This window comes from Actinoplanes sp. NPDC051537 (assembly GCF_055586105.1).
In genome coordinates this window covers 371,043-389,539 of sequence record NZ_JBVJIU010000002.1, presented here as the reverse complement: position 1 = coordinate 389,539, position 18,497 = coordinate 371,043, and the positions used below count along the sequence as shown (strand labels likewise).

Below are 18,497 nucleotides of genomic sequence, written 5' to 3'. Positions count from 1 at the left end.
GGGCGTACCTCGGGTACCGAACCGCTGGGACAGTGAGGCGCATTACGAATCACCCCTGATCGGTGGTGGAATCCATGACCGCCTCTTCTTTCCCCCGGGAAACGCGCGGCTGCGGCCGCGACGACTGCGACACTTCGAAGATCGCCGGCGTCGGTGTGCTCTGCCGTACGCACGGCGCACTGCTCGTCCTCGCCGGCCTCCCGCCCCGTTCGCGCTACCTTCTCGGGGCCGCGATCTGCGTGGTGACGGCGCTCGGCTTCTTCGTCGCCCCTTCGCTCGACAGCCCGCTGCCGATCTTCCTGGTGCTCGCCGCCGCCGGGCTGGCCGTCGTCGTCCTGCCGCTGCGGTCGTTCCCGGTTGCCGGGCGGTCGGCCGCCGCGGGCTGGGTCGTCTCGTGCGCGCTGGCCTTCGTCCTGAACCACCCGCACGGCGGCGCCTTCCAGCCGGTCGTCACCGCCCTCGCGCTGCTGGTGGCGCTGGGCTGGGCGGTGCGGCTCGGGCGGTTCGCGGCCGAGACCAACCGCAAGGCCGACTCCGGGGGCGGCGTCGGCGGGGCGGCCCTGATCGCGACGCTGCTCGGCGTCGCGGCCGCGACCGGCGTTCTCCGGCTCGCCGCCTCCGGGTACGGCGGTCACCCTGAGATGCGCCTCCCGCACGGGCTCGCGACGCCGCTGGCCTGGATCGCCGGGCTCGCCGTCATCCTCGCCGCCCTCGCGCTGGGCGGGTTCGCCGCCGTCCTCGGCACCGAGCGCTGGTCGAACCGTGCGTCCCGGCTGATCCGGCCGCCGGCGCGACCGGCGAGAATGGCCTCCTGGGACAATCGCGGCCGTTCCACGGCGCACAGCCGGTCGGCCCTCGACCGCCTTCTCGACGGCCTCTCGCACACCGCCACGCAACTCGTTCTCACCGTCGCGGATTTATTGATCTATGTGCTCTACTACTGGACGCTGCGAATCCTGGTCGCGATCGCGAATTGGTTGATCAAGTGGTTCGCGGCCATTCGGGGAATCGCGCGGCGGGCGGCCCGGTTGCTGTTCCGGTCCGTCCTCAACGCGACGCGCATGATCCTTGCGCCGGCGGCCGGCCTGCTCCTCGGGGCGGTGCTGGTGCTGCGGTTCTCCGGCGCGCAGGTCGATTACGTGGAGGCCGGATCGCTCGCCGGCCTCGGGCGGCTGGCCGGCTACGCCGCGGTGGCGTACGGGCTGCTGACGCTCGCCTGGACGGCCCTGTCCGCGTTCCGGGTCGCCGAGCTGGCCGAGACCGTCGTCGACCTCACCTCGCACACGCTGGCCGTCGCGCTGGTCGGCGTCTTCCTCGGCGGCTGGCTGTTCGGGGCGCTCGGCTGGCTCGGGTACGGCATGTACCACGTCGGCGTCGCGACGATCGGCTGCACGGCGCTGATCGCCCTGATCGTCGTGGGCCGCCGGCTGCGCACGAGGTTCGCGGCGGCGCCGGCCGTCCCATGAGGTCGGCCCTCATCGTCGCCACGTCGGCGTACCGGGACGTGAGCTTCCGGCGCCTGCGGTCGCCCGGCCGGGACGCGACCGAACTGGCCGCGGTGCTGGGCGACCCCGCGATCGGCGGCTTCGAAGTCACGTCGGTCACCGACCCGACCGGCCCGGAATGCAAGCTCGCCATCGATGAGCACCTGGCCCGGCCCGGCCTCGACACGCTGGTCGTCTACCTCTCGGGTCACGGGGTGCGGGACGCCCGGGGGCGGCTCCACTTCGCGGTCGCGGACACCATGCACGCGCGTCTCGCCGCGACCGGCGTCGAGGCGGCCTGGCTGCTGGACCGGCTCGAGGAGTGCCGGGCCCGGCAGCAGGTGGTGGTGCTCGACTGCTGCTACAGCGGCGCGTTCGCGTACGGGGCGAAGGGCGGCGGCGAGGACGTGTCGGCCAGCCTGGCCGAGCTGTCCGGCCGCGGCCGCGTGGTCCTGACCGCCTCGCGCGCCACCGAATACTCGTTCGAAGGCCGGGCGGTGCCGGGCGCGGCCATCGCCGGCTCGGTGTTCACGGCCGGGCTGATCGACGGCATCCGCTCGGGCGCGGCGGATGTGCACGGCGCGGGGCGCATCTCGGTCGACGACGCCTTCCGCTATGCGTGCGACTTCGTCCGCCGGCACGACGTCAACCAGACCCCGCAACAGTGGAGCTACGGCGTCGAGGGGCAGATCTGGCTCGCGCGCACGGCGACCACGCCCCGGACGCGGCCGGCCCCGCCGCCGTACGTGCCGATGCCCGTCCCCGCGCCGCCACCCTCGCCGCCCGTGCCCACCTCCGGCACCGTCGTCGGGTGGGGCGGCCGCAACCCGAGCATCGCGCTCGCGCTCGCGTCGGCCGTCGACTTCGGCCGCCTGGCGGTGCCGGCCGGGCTCTCCGGCGTGCGGGAGATCGCGGCCGGCGACCGCCACGGGCTCGCGCGCACCGCCGGCGGCGAGGTCATCGCGTGGGGCGACAACGCGTTCGGCCAATCCCGCGTGCCGCGGCGTCTCGGCCGGGCACGGGCCGTCGCGGCGGGCGGCGCGCACAGCCTGGCGATCCGCGACGACGGCTCGATCGCCGGGTGGGGCAACAACAACGACGGCCAGGCGCGGCCGCCGAAGGGGCCGATCGGGGCCCTCGCGGTGGCGGCGGGCGGGTGGCACAGCCTCGCGCTGCTCCCGGACGGAACGGTCGCGGCCTGGGGTGACGACCGCTACGGCCAGGCTCGAGTTCCGCGCGGCCTGCGCGAGGTCATGGCGATCGCCGCCGGGGACGCGCACAGCCTGGCCCTGCAGGCCGGCGGGATGGTCTCGGCGTGGGGCCGCGACGACTACGGGCAGTCGACCGTGCCGCGCGAGGCGGTGGGGGTGGTGGCGATCGCGGCCGGCGCCTCGTACAGCGTGGCGGTCCGCGGGGACGGGACGGTCCTCTCCTGGGGCCGGGCGCCGGCCGGGGCGCCTCGCGGGCTGCCCGGCGGCGCCGCGTGGCTGTCCGCGGGGGAGTCGCACTGCCTGGCCCTCGGCCGCGACGGCATCGTCCACGCGTGGGGCGACAACACGTACGAGCAATGTCTCGTCCCTCGCGGCCTCGGCGGCCTGCTGTCGGTCGCGGCGGGCGGTCTGTTCAGCCTCGCCTTGGTCGCCCCGGTCCTGCCCTGAGGCCGGTCGGCGCGGTGATGAGCGGGACCGCCGCGCTCGGCCGGTTCCTGGCCGGGAACGCCGGCTCCCGTTCGCGGTAGCCGGCGACGACCGGCGCGTAGTGGCCCACCGAGGTCTGGCCGTACGCGTCGGTGACGCGGTAGCGGATCGGCGGGATCGGGCCCGAGACGCCGCGCGCCGGCGTGAAGAACACCGTGCCGCTGACGCCGATCAGGGTGTCGTCCTGCGGGTGGCCCGGCATGATCGCGATCGACGAGGCCATCGCCAGGGCGAACGTGCCCCGCGGCGTCTCCGGGGGATCGAGGTAGCCGATCGTGCCGCCGGCCGGCACGGTGAACGTCACCGACTGTTGAGCGCCGCGGGGGCCGGTCGAGGCGATGTCCGGCGCGCCCGGTGCGGCCGGGCGGGTGACCGTCGCCGCGTACGTCAGCAATCGTGTTTGATCCTGTGGGCCGGCCAGCCGGATCGTCACCGGGGAGGCCGCGCCGACGAAACCGAGCTTCGGGGTGAAGGTGACCTCGCCGGGCGCGTCGCGGCTGTAGAAGCCCTGCGGCACCAGCACCGTCTCGGCGTAGCGCGGATCCCGGCCGTCGAGGGTCATCCGCCAGCCGGCCGGCACGTCCACACTCACCGTCTGTTTCACCAGGCCGGCGCCGGTCGAGGTGAGCCCGGTCGGCGCCGGGAGCGTGGCCGCGACGAGGGCGGCGGCGAGCACGAGATGCATCGGGCCACGATATGACAGATATGTCCGTTTATCGGAAGTGCCTCTTGCTGATTACGATGCCGGTCAATGCGAACGATTCTCATCCGAGGCCTGCAGGTCGCGCTCGTCGTGCTGCTCGGCGTCCTCGGCTACAGCGCGTACCGTAACCAGACCGCGCCCCGGACCGGCCCGGCCAAGCTCGAGAGCCTCGGCGGCCGGCTCGTCCTCGGCCCGCAGGGGATCGGAAAGCTGCGGCTCGGGATGACCGAGGAGGAGGCCAACGCCACCGGTCAGGTCAGCATCACGCCCGGCTGGCAGAAGAAGAGCACCTCGACGTGCTCGATCATGTCCCTCGACCGGGGGACAAGCGTCCACTTCTCGCGTGACCACGGCCTCGCCGTCATCACGGTGGCGAAGGACGCGTGGACGCCCGAGGGCATCGGGATGGGCGCGAGCGTCGCGCAGGTGGCCGCCGCCTATCCCGGCGTGCGGCACTCCGAATTGGGCACGCCCGAGGAGCAGGAACGACTTATCGGCTACCTTTCGGCGCCGGTGCCCGGCAACGCGAAGGCCAAGTACATCTTCATCTTCCACCTGCTCGGCGGCGGCGGTCCGCAGCCGGCCAAGGTGCAGATCATCCTGCTCACCCTGGCCGACCAGGACGAGCAATGCACCCATGCCGGATAAAGTGCGGGACATGACGGACCTACGGCAGCGGATCCTCGCCGAGCTCGGCGTCAACCCGCGCATCGAGCCCAAGGCGGAGATCCGCCACCGCGTCGACTTCCTGAAGGACTACCTGCGGGCGTCCGGGGCCGAGGGCTATGTGCTCGGCATCAGCGGTGGCCAGGACAGCACGCTGGCCGGCAAGCTGTGCCAGCTCGCGGTGGAGGAACTGCGCGCGGAGGGTCGCGCTTCGATCTTCGTTGCGGTGCGGCTGCCGTACGGGGTGCAGGCCGACGAGGCCGATGCCCGGACGGCGCTGGATTTCATCCGTCCCGATCGCGCCGTCGCGGTCAACGTGAAGCCCAGCGCCGACGCGGTCGCGGCCGAGTCCGCCCTGGGCCTGCAGGAGCTGCTCGGCGGCGAGCCGCACCTGCGTGATTTCGTGCGCGGCAACATCAAGGCCCGCGAGCGCATGGTGATCCAGTACTCGATCGCCGGCCAGCTCAACCTGCTGGTGGCCGGCACCGATCACGCGGCCGAGGCGGTGACCGGCTTCTTCACCAAGTACGGCGACGGCGGCGTGGACATCACCCCGCTCACCGGCCTGACCAAGCGCCAGGGCGCCGCCCTGCTGCGGGAGCTGGGCGCCCCCGCCAGCGTCTGGGAGAAGGTGCCCACGGCCGACCTCGAGGACGAGCGCCCGGCGCTTCCCGACGAGGTGGCGCTGGGCCTGACCTACCGCGAGATCGACGACTACCTCGAGGGGGTGGAGGTCACGCCGGCCCTGGCCGGGAGGGTCGAGTCGGTCTTCCTCGCCACCCGCCACAAGCGAGCCCTACCGGTGACCCCGCTGGATTCGTGGTGGCGGACATGACCTCCCCTTCGCGCTCCCTCGATTGGGCCGACATCCGCTCGCGTACGCTGCGGGTCCGCGCCGCCGGGGCCGGCGAGCCGCTCTCGCCGCTGCCGCACGCGTCTCTCGCCGAGGCCGAGGCGCAGTTCGGCGTGACCCTGCCCGCCGGCTACCGGGAGTTCCTCACCGAGGTCGACTCGGGCGGTCCCGGCCCGGTGTTCCTCCGGCGCCTGACCCGCGGCGAGGACGGCTGGGGCTGGCAGGACGACCGCGACACCGAGCTGGCGGCGCTGGACCGGCCGTTCCCCGACCAGATGACGTGCGACTCGCGCTTCGAGGCGCTCTACGAGTCGCCGGAGTCGCATGCGGAGGCCGCCTGGTTCGACCGCGAGGAGGAGCTGCTGCGCGAGCAGACCCAGGGCGTCGTGTTCCTCGGCGCCGAGGGCCACAACTTCTCGCTGCTGCTCGTCGTCTCCGGCCCCGAGCGGGGCAACGTCTGGTTCGACCGCCGCCCGACCACCGAGTCGATCATCCCGCTGCTGCGCTCCGACGGCACCCCCGCCACCTTCACCGACCTCTACCTCGACTGGCTCGACGCGGCCGAGCAGCTGCTGGCCGCCGGGCGCACGACGCTGCTCGCGCACGAGATCCGCTGCCCCATCTACGAGGCCCGCTTCGCCTAGACTCCGGCGGCGTGACGGACGAGTTGGTCGCGGCGGCGTGGTCCCGGGTCGAGGGCGCGCTGAGCCGGGTGTTGCCGGAGTCCCTGCCGCTTCTGGCCGGCCCGGCGTCGCCGGCCGCCATCGACGCGGCCGAGGCCGCGCTGGGCCTGAAGCTGCCCCCCGACTTCCGCGCGAGTCTGCGATTGCACGACGGCACCAAGTGGGGCGACCCCAGTCCCGTGCCGCTGCACTGGCTCTACGAGACGGCCCAGTTGGTCGAGTACACCCGCATGTGGCGCGACAACTACTACGACGACCCCGACGACGCGCCGGATTCCTGGGCGGCCCTGGTCGACTCCCAGCACCTGCTCCTGGGCGGCCCGGTGCGCCCGGTGGTCGGCCTCCCGAGCACGCTGGTCGTGGGCGACATGAACGGCGACGTGCACTGGTTGCTCGACCTCGACCCGCCGCCCGGCGGAACCCCCGGCCAGGTGGTGCGGGCCGACATCGAGTGCGGCACGTGGGAGGTGCTGGCCCCCTCGTGGACCGCCCTGCTGAACCGCTACGCGGACGATCTGGAGCGCTCGGCGGTCGAGATCGAGGAGGGCTCGGGCCCGGCGTGCGAGTGGGGCACCTCCCCGGAGTTGTGGGGAGTGCGCCCGGCCTGGCTCCGCGACGCCTGATCGCGGCGCGTGCGCCAGGGGCGCGCACGGCCCGCGGCGTAGCGGCGCCACGGGCCGTGCGGTTCTCAGCGGGACTGGCCGGGCGTTATGTAGTCGATCCAGACCACGTCACCGCTGTCCAGGCGGAGGGTCACCCGGGCGTTGCGGGGGACGGCGACGGGCACGGTGGCGTCGGCCCAGGCGGTCGCGCTGCCCTGGTTCGGCAGGGCGACCGTCGGTGCGGGCTTTCCGTCGATGAGGACGGTCAGCCGGACGTTGCCGGTCGTGGTGGCGTAGCGCAGGCCCAGCGAGCGGCCCGCGGCCACGTGGTCGAACTCCAGCGCGGCGCCGTTGGCGTAGACCAGGGCGGTTCGGTTGTCGGAGGCGGTCGGGTCGGCGATGGCGATGCCGGTGGTGCCGCCCTGGGGCAGGTCGGCGAACTCGCCCTCGGAGCGGCCGGGGCCGGAGAAGTCGGGCGGCTCGAAGCCGCACGCCGGGCGGCGCGGGCCGTGGGCGTACATCCGCTTGGTGATCTCGGCCTTGAACCTGGCCATGATCAGTGGGTTGGCCTGGATGCGGCTGTCGCCCCAATAGCCGTTCGGGCAGGCGGCCGCCGTGCAGTTCCACATCGACTGGCTGTTCCAGTTGGTGTTGATGTACGAGACCCCGCGGATGATGTCGCGGTTGGTGGCGATGAAGCGGAAATAGGGCGCGTACCAGGTGTCCCAGATCTGCTGCGCGGTGACCGGAACGGCGGCGGGGCCGCCCGCGAAGATGCATTTCGCGGTCAGCGCGCCGTTGTCGAAGCCCTGCGGCGCCGACTCCGAGACGAAGACCGGCTTGCGGTGCGCCCGCGCGAAATCGAGGAACGAGTTCTGCACCTGCGTGGCCGTGGCGGCGATGTTCGACGGCTGCTCACACGACCATTGGTACTTCCGGAAGTTCGTTCCGTAGAAGTAGGACATGCCCGCCCAGTCGACGTAGGCGTCGCCGGGATACCAATCATCCCAGTGGCCGGGGGCGGTCGCGGCGTACGGCGCATTCTCGACCCGCGGCCAGGCGGCGGTCTGCCAAACGGTGGCGATGCGCCGCGAGCCGACGCTGTGAATGCGCCGGGCGATGTACCGGTACGCCTCCTTGTAGAGCGCCTGATCGTACGCGTTCCACGACCCGTCGAACTCGTATCCGATCCGGACGAAGACGTCCCGCCCGGTCGCCGAAAGATACGTGATGAACTCGTCGAGCCATTGGCGATAGCGCGCCACCGTGGCCGCGTCGGCCGTGCCGGCGTACGCCTTGAGCGGGGTCTGCGCCGGGTCGGAGAGGTAGAGCCCCACCGCCAGCCCGCCGCCGTATTGGTTGATGGTGGCCGGGAAGTCGTTCTCGCCGGCGCCGTAGTCGGTCGGCTGGAACATGCCGCTCATCGGCGCCCCGACGAGATTGGTGTAAAGGGTGACGCCGGCCGGCTCGGGAAAGCCGTGCACGTCGTTCCGGAAATCGTTGAGCGTCGTGCTGTCCTGCCCGAGATAGAACAGCACCCGGCCGTCCGCGGGAAGGTTCCGGGCATCCGGCCCGCGGGCGGCCGAGGCCGGAGCGCCCGCCACGCCGACGACGACCACGGTGGCCACCGCGGCCATCAAAGAAAGGCGGAGGAACATGTCAGCTCCCTTCAGTTGTGCGGTTTGTAGGTGACGGCCGAGAAGTCGGCCGCCAGTTCCTGCCCCGTGAGGTCCTGCACCCAGAGGCCGAAGAAGGCCCCAGTGAATCCCCAGATCCGCGGAATGCCCCCGTCGGACTCCGCGGCGTATTCGTCGGACAGGATGCTCGCGTCCAGCGGCTCCCACTCGGTCTCGCCGAATGACGCCCGCAGCAGCCCGCCGTCCAACTCGAAACGCAACCGCGCCGGCCCGGAAAGCGGAACAAAGGGCCCATGCAGCCGTACGCGACCCCGGTCGCACGACACGACATCGATGCCGGCCCCGCGCTCCTCGTCCCATCCGACCCGCAGCAGATACCAGTTGCGCCCGTTGTAATAGGCCGTGATCCCGGCCATCTGCTGGAACGATCCGGGCCGGAAGTCGACGGTCGCCTCGAAGGTCGCCCGCCGGTGCTGGACCCGGCGCCCCACGAGGCTCTGCCCCGACCGGGCCCCGGCCGACCGCCCGCCCCGGATCCGCAGGTGCCCCGGCCGCTCGGCGACCGAGACCCAGGACGGTGACGGCGGCCGGCGCAGGAAGCTCCACTCCGGGCCGAGCGTCGCGAAGTCGTCGGTCGTCGCGAAGTCGTCGGTCTCGGGCGGCGACGGCCACGGATGCGCGGGCAGGGCCGGCCCGTCGACGGTGTCGTGCGGCACTCCGCCGGCAATCGACGGCCACCCGTCCGCCGTCCACGTGACCCGCTGGATCGCCGTCTCCCGCCCGAGAACACACCGTCCGCGTGTGCCCAGCGGCCGCGCGGCGAGATGCGCCAGGAACCATTCCCCGTCCGGCGTCGCGACCAGGCTGCCGTGCCCGGCCTTCTGGAGCGCCAGGTCCGGCCGCCCGACCGAGGTGAGCAGCGGCGCCGGCGCGGATGTGTACGGCCCGAGCAGCGACCGCGACCGGGCCACGGTCACCTGGTGGAACCACTCGGTGCCGCCCTCGGCCGTGACCAGGTAGTACCAGCCGTCGCGCCGGTAGAGGCGGGGACCCTCGGTCATCCCGGCCGCCAGTCCGTGCGGTTGGTGAGCAGCCAGCTGGCGCCGTCGTCGTCGTGGAACAGCGACGGGTCGAAACCGCGGGCGTGCAGCGGCACCGGATCCGACCACGGTCCCTCGACCGACGGCGCCGTCACGAGATGGTTCGGCACGTCCCAGAAGCCGCCGGCGTACGACTTCACGTCGGTGTAGACGAGGTGGAACAGGCCGTCCACGTAGGACAGGCACGGCGCCCACACCCCGCCGGAGTCCGGGTTCCCGGTCAGGTCGAGCCCGGCCGTCAGCGCGCCGCCCAGCGGCCGCCAATGCACCAGATCCCGCGAGTGGTGCAGGCGGACGCCCGGGTACCACTCGAACGTGGAGGTCGCCAGGTAGTAGTCCGCGTCCACCCGCAGGATCGACGGGTCCGGATGGAAGCCGGGCAGGACGGGGTTCCGGATGACGCCCGCGCTCACGAGCCGGATCCGCGCATTTTCGAAAACCTTTCGGATCGCGTTCTGGTCGGGCCAGGTGCGGCGGTGTAGCGTGCCGATCACAAGCCATGGATCGGTCCGGGGCAACACTTTTCGAAACATGGGGTGGGCCATGACCGGCGATCGGCCCACGCTCACCGAGATCGCCCGCGAGGCGAACGTCGCGGTCTCGACGGTCTCCAAGGTGCTGAACGGGCACACCGACATCTCGGCGTCGACCCGCCGCGCCATCGAGCGGCTGCTGGCCGAGCGCGGCTACCGGCGCCCGCCCGGCGGCCGGCGCGCGACCCGCCGCACCGACCTGATCGACCTGGTGTTCAACCAGCTCGACAGCGTCTGGGGCCTGTCGATCCTGACCGGCGTCGAGGACGTGCTCGAGGAGGCCGGCTTCAGCCTCGTGGTGTCCTCGACCCACAACCGGCACTCGCTCACCCGGCGCTGGCTCGAGTCGCTGCCCGCGCGCGGCTCGGCCGGCGCGATCCTGGTTCTCTCCGAGCTCACCGAGCAGCAGCGGGCCGACCTCACCCGGCGGGACCTCCCGTTCGTCGTGGTCGACGGCGTGAGCCAGCCTCCGCCGGACGTTCCGTCGATCGGCACGACGAACTTCTCCGGTGGGTACGCGGCGACCGAGCACCTGATCCAGCTGGGACACCGCCGGATCGGCGCCATCGGCGGCCCCGAGCCGTTGCAGTGCACGCGCGCCCGCATCGCCGGCTACCGCGCCGCGCTCGACTCGGCGGGCCTGCCCGCCGACCGCGGCCTGGTGCGGCACAGCAACTTCCAGCACGACGGCGGGCTGCGCGCGGCCGCCTCGCTGCTGGCCCTGGCCGAGCCGCCGACGGCCATCTTCGCCGGCAGCGACCAGCAGGCCACCGGCGTCTACGAGGCGGTGCGGCAGGCCGGTCTGGCGATCCCGGCCGACATCAGCGTGGTCGGCTTCGACGGGCTGAACTTCGCCGAGTGGACGGCGCCGCCGCTGACCACGGTCCGCCAGCCGCTGCACGAGATGGGCGTGGCGGCGGCGCGCACGCTGCTGCGGCTCATCAACGGCGAGCGCCTGGAATCGACCCGCATCGAGCTGGCCACCGAGCTGGTCGTCCGGGAGAGCACGGCGCCGCCGAGTCGTTGAGCCCACCCTGCCGGGCGGGGCCCCGGCGTGCCAGACTCGAGCCATCGACAATCCGAGGCCCGTCAGTTTCGTCGGCCGCCGCCGGCTCTCGCGGGCGGTCGACCGGTGGCTGGCCGACCCCGGCGGCTCCCGCGCCTTCCTCGTCACCGGCGAGCCCGGCAGCGGCAAGACGGTCGCGCTGGCCCACCTCACCGAGGCCGTACGACCCGCCGCCGTGCACTTCTGCCGCTGGTCCGACCTCCGCCGGATCGACCCCGTTGCCTTCGCCGAGTCCCTGTCGACGCAGCTCGCCGGCCGCTATCCGGCCTTCGGCGAGGCCCTCCGCGCCCAGGCCGCCCGGCGCGCCGGCAATGCGCCGCCCACCATCACCGTCACCCAGCAGATCGGGCAGGCGGCCGGGGAGGTCATCGGGGTCGCCGTCACCATCCGCGGTGTGAGCGGCGAGGAGGCGTTCGGCCAGGCCGTCCGCGAGCCGCTGGAGGCTGTGTTCCGCGACGCCCCACCCGGCGAGCCGGTGCTGATCGCGGTCGACGCGCTCGACGAGGCCATGGGCCCGCGGCCGCCCACCATCGTCGGCCTGCTGGCGCGGGCCGACGAGCTGCCGGCCGGCGTGCGCCTGCTGCTGACCACCCGGCCCGACCAGGCCGTGCTGCGGCAGTTCGACTCCTACGGCCCATTACGGTTCGACCTCGCCGACGAGTCCGAGGACCTCGAGGAGTACGCCGAGCGCGAGCTGCCGTCGCCGTCGCTGGCCCGGGCGGCCGCGCGCAAGAGCGAGGGCAACTTCCTCTACCTCCGCTATCTCGTCGCCATGCTGGGGGACGAGCCCGGTCCCCTCACCCCGGAGGTCCTGGACCGATTCCCGCGCGGACTGGACGCGTTGTACCGCACCTACCTCGACCGCTTCGTCGACAACGACCGCACCAAATGGGCGGACGTCTACGAGCCGGTCCTCGGCGCGCTGACCGTGGCCCAGTTCGGCCTGACCGAGGAGGAGCTCGCGGCGATCTCCGGGGTGAGCCGGCCGCAGACGCGCCGCATCCTCGCCCGTACGGCCCAGTTGCTCGAATTCGCCGGGGAACCGCCTCGCTACAGCTTCTTCCACCGCTCGTTCGCCGATCTGCTGGTCGACGAGTCGCGGGCCGAGGACTACTGGCTCGAGGCCGCCCCGCAGCACGCCCGGGTGGCCCGCTACCTGCTGGACCGGTGGGACGGCCGGTGGCTGGCCGCGCCCGAGCGGGTGCTGTCGGCGATCCGGTTGCACGTGACCGAGGGCCATCTGGCGGTCGAGCCCTGGAACGATCCAGTCTTCCGCCTGGCCGCCGAACTGGCCGACCGGGCCCGGGGCGCCGTCGGCCAGGCGCGGGCCATCAGCGTGGCCGCCGACTGGTTCGAACGTGCCGACCAGCACGTTCTCCTCTACACCGGGGCGCCGGGAAGCGGCAAGTCGACGCTCGTGGCCCGGCTGACCCGCATGATCGCGGCGGGCGAGAGCCCGTTCACGCCCGCTGCCATCGCCTTCGCGTCGGCCCGTGGCGCATGGCGGGACGACGACATCCGGCCCGTCGGCGACGCCCGCCCGGCCTTCATCGTGGTCGACGGGATCGACGAGGCGCACGATCCGCGCGCGGTCATGGACCGGGTCCACCGCATGACCGATGCTCGGGTCATCGCCACCACTCGGGCCGGGCCGTGGCGGTTCTCGGCCGTAGACGTCACGGTCATGGATCTGGACGCCGACGGTCCGGCATCGCGCGCCGACATCGAGGAGTTCGTCACCGCGCGCTTGCGAGACGCCGGGGTGGCGCCGGTCGGCGACTGGGCCAGAGTCATCGCCGACCGGTCGGAGGGGAATCCGCTCTACGCGACCTTCGTGGTGCGGCAACTACTGGCGGGAGGGCTGAGCCCGCGAAGCCTGGAGGCGCCGCTCGCCACCAGCCTGGGCGAGTACTACGAATCGCGGCTCTCCCCGCAGGCCCGTCCGCTGCTGCGCGCGCTGGCCGTGGGACCGCAGAACGGTTTGACCAGGGCGGAACTCGCCGAGATCGTCGACACCGATGCCGCCACCGTCGACGCGAACCTGACCGCCGCCGCCGACCTGATCCGCGAGGAGGACGGGCGCGTCCGCCTCTTTCACGAGTCGTTGCGCGATTTCCTCGGGCGTGACTCAGGAGGCGCCGAGCAGGCGGGACCAACTGGCGGATAGCTCGTCCAGCATGCGGTCCTGGTCGAGCTTCCAGTCCCGGTCGCCCCAGTGCTGGGCCACGTAGTCGAGCTCGGCCATCGCCAGCACGCCGCGGAAATGGCGTACTTCGGGGGCGAAACGACCCGCCCGGTTGAGGCCGTCCTCGACGTCGCTGATCGCCTCGTCGAGCCACAGCTCGACCAGGTTGCGCAGGTCGGGCTCGACGGCCGCCGCGTCGCGGCCGATCTGGATTATCGGGCGGATGTCGGGCCAGCGCTCGGCCGTCTCGCGGATCCAGGCGCCGATGGCCGCCGGCGTGCCGTCGGCGACCACGGCCACCAGCGACAGGGCCGTGGAACCGTGCTCGGGGGAGCGGATCCGCTGGAGACGCTCGTTCAGCTTCTCGTCGATCAGCGCCTTCATCAGCTCGCCGCGGGACGGGAAGTACGCGTAGAAGGTCACCCGCGTCGTGCCGGCGGCCGTGGCTATGTCGTCGACGGTCGTCGCGGCGTAGCCCTTCTCGGTGAACAGGCTCAACCCGGCCTCGAGAAGCAGGCGCCGGGTCATCTCCTTCTGTGCTTCACGCAGGCTCGCCACCCGCTCACCATACTCACCGTACATGAGGTTCAAACTCTTGACACCATGTTAACCGACGTGACACGTTGCACACCCCGATCGAGAGGGAGTGCAGATGACCCCCGTACGAAAGCCCGCCGGCTACACGGCGACGGTGGTGGCCGGCTGCTTCGCCGTCCTCCTCGCGCAGGTGGCGTATTCGCTGCCGGGCGCGCTCAACGGCACGTTCCAGCAGGAGTTCCAGACCACCGGCGCGCAGCTGACCTGGATCACCGCCGCGTTCGCCATCCCGATGGTGGTCTTCGAGCTGACCACCGGCGTGATCGGCGACCTCTTCGGCCGCAAGCGGCTGCTCCAGGCCGGCGCCGTCCTCACCGTCGCCGGCTCGCTGATCTGCTGCGTCGCCGGCACCGTCCAGGTGCTGTGGGTCGGTCAGGTCGTGGCCGGCCTCGGCGCCGCGATCCTCTACCCGATCTCACTCGCGATGATCGCGGCGCTCGCCCCGACCACCGAGGCCCGCGCCCGGGCGATCGCCCTCTGGGCCGGCTTCCTCTCCATCGGCGCGGCCATCTCGCCGCTGCTCGGCGGCGCCTTCGCCGCGGGCGGCAGCTGGCGCGGCGCGTACGCCGTGGTGATCGCCGCCGCCCTCGTCTCGATCGTGATCACCACCCGGGCCACCGACTCGTCCGCGCCCGAGGGCCGCAAGCTCGACATCCCCGGCCAGATCACGCTCGCCCTCGGCCTGATCGCGATCCTGTACGCCGCCACCCAGGGCTCGGAGGCCGGCTTCGGCCAACCCGAGATCATCGGCGCGTTCGTGACCGGCGTCGTGCTGCTCGCCGCGTTCGTCGTGATCGAGCTGCGCACCGAGGTGCCGCTGCTGCACCTGCGCCTGTTCGCGAACCGCGCCTACGCCGTCGTCGCGATCGCCACCGTCGTCGGCATGTTCGCGTTCCTCGCGATCTGCTACTCGATGAGCATCTGGCTCGGCGCGGTCCAGCACCAGAGCGCCCTCAAGATCGGCGTGCTGTTCGTCTTCATCCAGGGTCCGGCCTTCGTGCTCGCGCCGGTCGTTTCCCATTTGATCCGTACGGTGCCCGCGCGCCGGATCCTGACCGGTGGCTTCGCGCTCATGGCCGTCGCCGGGATCTGGTGCTCGACGTTCGACATCAACGACCCGAGCTGGACGCGGTTCATGCTCCCGATGCTCATCTTCGGCTGCGGCTTCGCGCTGACCGTCGGCTCGATCACCGCCGTGGCGATCAACACGGTCCCGGTGCGGCTGGCCGGCATGGCCAGCGCCACGACCAACCTGCTGCGCGACTTCGGCTTCGCGCTCGGCCCGGTGCTGATCGGCGCGCTGGCCATCACCCGGGCCAACGACGCGATGCTCGGCAAGCTCGGTCCGGCCACCGCGGCGCTCCAGCCCCCGTACTCGCAGATCGCCGCCGGCATCGCGCACGACGGTGGCGCCATGGCGATCAACTCGATGCCGGTCGTGCCGGGCGCCGGCCCGGCCATGCCGCCGGTGCCGATGCCGGCCGCGCTGCACCAGCTCGCGTTCGAGTCGCTGGGCAGCGCCTGCAACACGGCGTTCCTGGTCGCGGGCGTCTGCGCGGCCGCCGCCGCCCTGCTCACGCTGGTCGGCCTGGTCGGCCACCGCGAGCCGTCGGCTCGGGTGGAGAGCGGCGAGCCGGAACCGGCGACGGCCTGACTCTTTACATTCTGGCTATTTGCTTGACACACTGTAAAGCGAAGGAGGCCACATGACCGTCAACACCGTCCTCGGGCCGGTTCCGGCCGATGAGCTGGGCGTCGTCGCGGTGCACGAGGCGCTGCTGTCGGTGGTCCCGGGCGCCGAGCACGCGTACGACATCGCGATCGACCGGGCCGAGATCTTCGAGACCCTGGCCGGGAAGCTGACGGCCTTCCGCGACGCGGGCGGCGGCACGATCGTCGACAGTGCCGGCATGTTCCACGGGCGCGATGTGCGGCTCTACGAGGCGCTCTCCCGGTCGACCGGCGTGCACATCGTGGCGTCGACCGGCATGGGCCCGGAGGAGATGCTCGGCGGCTACTTCCTGACGCCGCAGACCAACCCGCCGACGCCGTGGCCGGCCGAGAGGTTCCTCGGCCTGTTCGCCCGGGAGGTCACCGACGGCATGGTCGTCCCGCGCCTCGAGCGCCGCGGCCCGGCCGGCCTGATCGCCACCGCCGCGACCCGCGCCGGCCTGACGGCCACCGACGAGAGCCTGTTCCGGGGCGCCGCGCGGGCCGCGCTGAACACCGGGGTCCCGCTCTCTCTCCGGTACGGCAAGGACGCCGTACGGGAGCTGGAAGTCGTTGTCGAAGAAGGCCTTCCGCCGGAACGGGTGGTCGTCGGCGGGTTGGACCGCCGGGGCGCGAACGCCGAGGAGATCGCCCGGCGTGGCGCCTACGTCGCGCTCGACCACGTCGGGTGGAACGACGACGACGCCTACCTGACCGACCCGGAGCGCGCCGACCTGGTGGCCGACCTCGCCGGGAAGGGGCTCGGGAACCGGGTTCTGGTGTCCGGCAACGCGATCGGCGTGGCCAAGGGACATCCGGCGCGCGAGCTGCCGTTCGAGCACGTGCTCGCGGTCTTCCCCCAGCGGCAGCTCCTGGTGGAGAACCCGCGCGACCTGCTGACCGTGAAGGGATAGAACGTCGTGGCGAAGGTGAACACCGTCCTCGGCCCGATCGCGCCCGAGGAACTGGGATTCGTCGCGGTGCACGAGCACATCGGCTACGGCATGCCGGGCTCGGAGCTCGACGACAAATGGTGGAAGACCCCCGAGCAGCGGTACGCGGAAACCGTCCCGAAGCTGCGTGACTTCCGCGAGCACGGTGGCGGCACGTTCGTCGACGCGACCGGCATCTGCAACGGCCGCGACATCGACTACTACCGCTCGCTGTCGGCCAAGACCGGCGTCCACATCGTGGCCAGCACGGGATTCGTCGGCGGCGACACCGCGCTCCCGTTCTTCGCCCGGGCCACCGTCGACTACCTGGCCCGGCATTTCGTCCACGAGATCACCGCCGGCATCGGCAGCTCCGGCGGCCGGGCCGGCATCATCAAGGTCGGCGTGAGCCGCGGCGGCCGGATGACCGAGCTCGACAAGCGCATCTACCGGGCCGCCGCGCGGGCCGCCTTGCGGACCGGCGTGCCGGTGCTGACCCACCTCGCCATCGACGCCGAGAACGCGATCGCCATCTTCCGCGAGGAGGGGCTGCCGCTCGACCGCGTGCTGTTCGGGCACGTGGACGACGGCGTCAACGCGGACAAGACCCGCGACACGTGGATCGCCGAGCAGGGCGGCCGAATCGGCTTCGACACCTTCGGCTACGAGACCGAGCTGCCCGACCCGCCGTTCTGGGCCCGGCCGCGCAAGGAGCGGCTCGACCACTTCCTGCGCTTCATCGGCGGGGGCCGCCTCCACCAGGTGCTCGCGTCGGCCGACGCCAACTGCAGCCCGCTCGGCTGGCCGGGCGTGCGGGGGCACACGGTCAGCTACCTGTTCACCGACCTCATCCCGGACCTGCGCGCGGCCGGCCTCGACGACGCCGCGATCGACACCATCTTCGTCGGCAACCCCGCCGCCTTCCTGACCATCCAGAACTGAGAGAAGCGACCATGGACATCAACGGCCTGAGAATCGCCATCGTCGGTGCGGGATACGGCGGCGCGGCGGCGGCCAAGGCCCTCGGCCGGCTCGGCGCCGACGTCACGGTCTACGAGCAGGCGACCCGGATCCGCGAGGTGGGCGCCGGCATCGGCCTCCGGCCGTCCACGATGGACCGATTTCGCCAGTGGGGCATCTTCGACGCGATCGCGCGGGTGAGCTCGCCGAGCGACTACTTCGAGATCCTGACCGCGACCGGCGAGCCGATCGCCAAGGAGGCCTGGCCGGAGATCGACGCGTACGGCGCGAAGACCCACCTCATCCACCGCGGCGACTTCATCGAGGCCCTCGTCGGCGAGCTGCCCGCGGGCATGGTGCGGCTCGGCCACAAGCTGGAGAGCGTCGACGACGACGGCGTGCTCACCTTCGCCGGCGGCCGGACCGTCAAAGCCGACCTGGTCGTCGGCGCCGACGGCATCAAGTCGGTCGTCCGCCGGGCGCTGTTCTCGGCGAACGAGCCGGTCTTCGCCGGCGAGCACGCCTACCGCGCGGTCATCGACGCCGACGCCGCCTACGGGCTGTGCGTCGACGACAACCTGCGCATGTACATCGGCCGCGGCACCAAGGTCTACCTGCTCCCGCTGCGCCACCGCGACCAGGTCTCGTTCGACATCACCGCCCTCTGCCCGGACCCGACCTGGGCGCCGCGGGTCGCCAGGGACGACCTGCTCGCCACCGTCGAGGGCTTCGACGAGCGGATCGTCCGCATCACCCGCGACCTCGACCTCGACGCGGTGAACGTCCGCGCGGTCTACGACATCGACCCGGTCGACCGCTGGCACTCGGATGCCGTCGTCCTGGTCGGCGATGCGGCCCATTCGATGCTGCATCACCAGGGACAGGGCGCGAACTCCGCGATCCTCGACGCCGGCGCGCTGGCCGACGCGTTGCGGGAGGCCGATTCCGTGCCGGCCGCGCTGGCCGCGTTCCAGGCCGCCCGCAAGCCGGTCACCGACGAGCTCCAGCGCATCTCGCGGCACGGCTGGACCGAGGCCGAGCTCGACGACGTCTTCCCGGGCCAGAAAACCGGCCAGAGGCGAGGCTGAC

The 18,497-nt window shown here is 72.3% G+C and carries 17 protein-coding genes; 12 read left to right on the top strand and 5 right to left on the bottom strand.

The window, feature by feature from the left end:
* The first annotated feature begins 74 nt into the window (after window positions 1–74).
* Window positions 75–1,466, top strand: a complete 1,392-nt coding sequence (locus tag ACZ6TB_RS05540) for a hypothetical protein (protein WP_465550938.1) — start codon at window positions 75–77, stop codon at window positions 1,464–1,466.
* Window positions 1,463–3,142 (top strand): caspase, EACC1-associated type, encoded by a 1,680-nt coding sequence (locus ACZ6TB_RS05535; protein WP_465550936.1) that lies wholly within the window; start codon window positions 1,463–1,465, stop codon window positions 3,140–3,142. The genes ACZ6TB_RS05540 and ACZ6TB_RS05535 overlap by 4 nt, the downstream gene beginning before the upstream one ends.
* On the opposite strand, the gene ACZ6TB_RS05530 is transcribed toward ACZ6TB_RS05535, so the two are convergent.
* Window positions 3,108–3,866: a hypothetical protein gene (locus tag ACZ6TB_RS05530; RefSeq protein WP_465550934.1), complete on the bottom strand. Its 759-nt coding sequence runs from the start codon at window positions 3,864–3,866 to the stop codon at window positions 3,108–3,110. The genes ACZ6TB_RS05535 and ACZ6TB_RS05530 overlap by 35 nt on opposite strands.
* Before the next feature lie 66 nt (window positions 3,867–3,932).
* Between ACZ6TB_RS05530 and ACZ6TB_RS05525 the strand changes: the two genes are divergently transcribed.
* The 4 genes from ACZ6TB_RS05525 to ACZ6TB_RS05510 are packed head-to-tail and all read left to right on the top strand — an operon-like array spanning window position 3,933 to window position 6,709.
* Window positions 3,933–4,532, top strand: coding sequence for a hypothetical protein (locus ACZ6TB_RS05525; protein WP_465550932.1), 600 nt, complete (start codon window positions 3,933–3,935; stop codon window positions 4,530–4,532).
* Window positions 4,533–4,542: 10 nt separating this feature from the next.
* Window positions 4,543–5,385, top strand: coding sequence for an ammonia-dependent NAD(+) synthetase (gene nadE / locus ACZ6TB_RS05520; protein WP_465550931.1), 843 nt, complete (start codon window positions 4,543–4,545; stop codon window positions 5,383–5,385).
* The gene (locus tag ACZ6TB_RS05515; RefSeq protein WP_465550929.1) at window positions 5,382–6,047 is read left to right on the top strand and encodes an SMI1/KNR4 family protein; all 666 of its coding nucleotides are present in this window, start codon (window positions 5,382–5,384) and stop codon (window positions 6,045–6,047) included. Before nadE ends, ACZ6TB_RS05515 begins: the two co-directional genes overlap by 4 nt.
* Window positions 6,048–6,058: 11 nt before the next feature.
* A complete protein-coding gene (locus tag ACZ6TB_RS05510) occupies window positions 6,059–6,709 on the top strand; it encodes an SMI1/KNR4 family protein (protein ID WP_465550927.1) in 651 nt (216 codons plus the stop codon).
* Between the two features lie 65 nt (window positions 6,710–6,774).
* On the opposite strand, the gene ACZ6TB_RS05505 is transcribed toward ACZ6TB_RS05510, so the two are convergent.
* Genes ACZ6TB_RS05505 through ACZ6TB_RS05495 form a run of 3 tightly spaced genes read right to left on the bottom strand, consistent with a single transcriptional unit; the run spans window position 6,775 to window position 9,838 of the window.
* Window positions 6,775–8,346, bottom strand: a complete 1,572-nt coding sequence (locus tag ACZ6TB_RS05505) for a carbohydrate-binding domain-containing protein (RefSeq protein WP_465550925.1) — start codon at window positions 8,344–8,346, stop codon at window positions 6,775–6,777.
* Window positions 8,347–8,357: 11 nt separating this feature from the next.
* Window positions 8,358–9,386 (bottom strand): glycoside hydrolase family 43 protein, encoded by a 1,029-nt coding sequence (locus tag ACZ6TB_RS05500; RefSeq protein ID WP_465550923.1) that lies wholly within the window; start codon window positions 9,384–9,386, stop codon window positions 8,358–8,360.
* Complete coding sequence (locus ACZ6TB_RS05495; protein ID WP_465550921.1) at window positions 9,383–9,838, bottom strand: family 43 glycosylhydrolase; 456 nt, start codon at window positions 9,836–9,838, stop codon at window positions 9,383–9,385. Before ACZ6TB_RS05495 ends, ACZ6TB_RS05500 begins: the two co-directional genes overlap by 4 nt.
* 130 nt (window positions 9,839–9,968) lie before the next feature.
* Here ACZ6TB_RS05495 and ACZ6TB_RS05490 point away from each other — a divergent pair, with 130 nt between their 5' ends.
* Window positions 9,969–10,985 (top strand): LacI family DNA-binding transcriptional regulator, encoded by a 1,017-nt coding sequence (locus ACZ6TB_RS05490; RefSeq protein WP_465550919.1) that lies wholly within the window; start codon window positions 9,969–9,971, stop codon window positions 10,983–10,985.
* Between the two features lie 7 nt (window positions 10,986–10,992).
* Window positions 10,993–13,191 carry a P-loop domain-containing protein gene (locus tag ACZ6TB_RS05485; RefSeq protein ID WP_465551427.1) on the top strand — a complete coding sequence of 733 codons (2,199 nt, stop codon included), beginning with the start codon at window positions 10,993–10,995 and terminating at the stop codon, window positions 13,189–13,191.
* Here ACZ6TB_RS05485 and ACZ6TB_RS05480 read toward each other — a convergent pair.
* A complete protein-coding gene (locus tag ACZ6TB_RS05480; RefSeq protein ID WP_465550917.1) occupies window positions 13,153–13,767 on the bottom strand; it encodes a TetR/AcrR family transcriptional regulator in 615 nt (204 codons plus the stop codon). The genes ACZ6TB_RS05485 and ACZ6TB_RS05480 overlap by 39 nt on opposite strands.
* Window positions 13,768–13,861: 94 nt before the next feature.
* On the opposite strand from ACZ6TB_RS05480, the gene ACZ6TB_RS05475 reads away from it, so the two are divergent.
* From ACZ6TB_RS05475 to ACZ6TB_RS05460, 4 genes are read left to right on the top strand one after another with little or no spacing between them, the layout of a single operon-like run.
* Window positions 13,862–15,460: an MFS transporter gene (locus ACZ6TB_RS05475; protein WP_465550915.1), complete on the top strand. Its 1,599-nt coding sequence runs from the start codon at window positions 13,862–13,864 to the stop codon at window positions 15,458–15,460.
* Window positions 15,461–15,512: 52 nt separating this feature from the next.
* Entirely contained in the window at window positions 15,513–16,430 is a 918-nt protein-coding gene (locus ACZ6TB_RS05470; RefSeq protein ID WP_465550913.1) for a phosphotriesterase family protein, read from the top strand.
* Window positions 16,431–16,436: 6 nt separating this feature from the next.
* On the top strand, window positions 16,437–17,390 hold the full coding sequence (locus ACZ6TB_RS05465; RefSeq protein WP_465550910.1) for a phosphotriesterase family protein: 954 nt from the start codon (window positions 16,437–16,439) through the stop codon (window positions 17,388–17,390).
* An 11-nt stretch (window positions 17,391–17,401) separates the two neighbouring features.
* Window positions 17,402–18,496, top strand: coding sequence for an FAD-dependent oxidoreductase (locus ACZ6TB_RS05460; protein ID WP_465550908.1), 1,095 nt, complete (start codon window positions 17,402–17,404; stop codon window positions 18,494–18,496).
* Window position 18,497 lies beyond the last annotated feature (1 nt).